This is a genomic window from Micromonospora sp. NPDC047707 (assembly GCF_040704235.1).
GTDB lineage: Bacteria > Actinomycetota > Actinomycetes > Mycobacteriales > Micromonosporaceae > Micromonospora.
Genome location: NZ_JBEYSU010000142.1, coordinates 1 through 1,627, shown reverse-complemented (window position 1 = coordinate 1,627; position 1,627 = coordinate 1). Strand labels below are relative to the sequence as shown.

Genomic DNA, 1,627 nt, shown 5'->3' with positions numbered 1-1,627 from the left:
CGTAGCGATATCGCTCCAGTGCCTGATCACCATCCACGAACGCAGAATAGGCCCCGGGCCAGGACAGCCCGCATCACCCGGGCCCCACCGGCCTAGACTCTGCTGCCGAATTCGTGACACACCGTCGGGATTGTTCTGACGGGCTGGTTCTGGGGTGATGATCCCTGATCGCAGTCGTGTTCTCGTTGTTTCTGCCTGCGGGAGGGGTGTACAGGTGTCGATGCAGCCGCGGTCGCGGGTCGAGATTCCGGAGCAGACGGTGCTGGTGGCCCGGGCGGCGTTTCCGAACGGCAGTGTGGCGATGTCCGCTCGGGATCATCTGGGTGAGGTGTTCACCGACGAGCAGTTCGTTGCCGCGTTCGGGATGCGGGGCGCCCCGGCCGAGTCGCCGGGCGGGTTGGCGCTGGTGACCGCCCTGCAGTTCGCAGAGAATTTGACTGATCGGCAGGCCGCGCAGATGCTCGCGCGGGCGATCGACTGGAAGTACGCGCTCGGCCTGGAGCTGACCGACCCGGGATTCGACGCCAGCGTGTTGAGCAAGTTCCGGGCCCGGTTGGTCGAGCACGGCCTGGAAGAGCAGGTCTTCACCACGATGCTGACCGTGCTGGCCGGTAAGGGTTTGATCGGCGCCGGCGGCAAGCAGCGCACCGATTCCACCCATGTGATCAGCGCGGTGCGTGACCTCAACCGGTTGGAATTCGCCGGTGAGTCGGTACGGGCCTGCCTGGAGGCGTTGTCGGTGGTCGCTCCCGGCTGGCTGGCCACGGTGATCGACGTCGGCGAGTGGGCGCATCGGTACGGGCCGCGGATCGATTCCTGGCGGCTGCCCACGTCGGCGGCCAAGCGGGATCGGCTTGCCCACGTCTACGGCACCGACGCGGTCACCCTGCTGCGCGCGGTGTTCGCCAGCGAGGCTCCGGTCTGGCTGGCCGAACTGCCCGCCGTGCAGACCCTACGGGTCATGCTGGTACAGAACTACCTGATCACCACCGATAGCAGGAGACGGGAGGTGATCCGGCGGCGGGAGGCGGACACGGACGGTCTCCCGCCCGCCAGAACGCGGATCACCTCTCCGTATGACACCGATACCCGGTGGGCCGCCAAAGGCGACGACCTGTTCTGGAACGGCTACAAGGTCCACCTGACCGAGACCTGCGACAACGACAGCGAACCCGACAGCCCCGGCGACCACGACGGTGAACCCGAGCCCCGGTCGACACCTAACCTGATCGTCAACGTGGCCACCACCGCGGCCACCATCCCGGACGTGAAAGCCACCACCGGCATCCACCAGCAACTCCACGACCGCCGGCTGCTCCCTGACGAGCACTACCTCGACTCCGGCTACCCCTCGGCCGAGACCATCGCCACCGCCGCCAGCCGCTACCGGGTCACCCTGGTCACCCCGGCCCTGCTCGACCAGTCCGCCCAGGCCCGCGCCGGCACCGGCTACGACAAGACCTGCTTCACCATCGACTTCGACACCCGGCAGGTCACCTGCCCCCAAGGACAGACCAACACCAACTGGAGCCCTGTCAAGCCCCGGGTTTGATGGAGAGTTGGTTAGCTGGTTTTCAGGGCTGCGGTGACCGGGTGGGTCATCGCGTGTAGTGCCTCGTGTTCGGCG

Annotated in this window: 1 protein-coding gene; it reads left to right on the top strand. The window is 67.0% G+C overall.

Annotation, left to right across the window (positions count from 1 at the left end; all coding sequences use genetic code 11):
- The first annotated feature begins 220 nt into the window (after positions 1 to 220).
- On the top strand, positions 221 to 1,552 hold the full coding sequence (locus AB0873_RS32495) for a transposase (protein ID WP_366604622.1): 1,332 nt from the start codon (positions 221 to 223) through the stop codon (positions 1,550 to 1,552).
- Positions 1,553 to 1,627 lie beyond the last annotated feature (75 nt).

Bases quoted from the DNA above. Each gene is read 5' to 3' on its own strand.
- AB0873_RS32495 (WP_366604622.1), top strand. From the start codon at position 221: ATGCAGCCGCGGTCGCGGGTCGAGATTCCGGAGCAGACGGTGCTGGTG.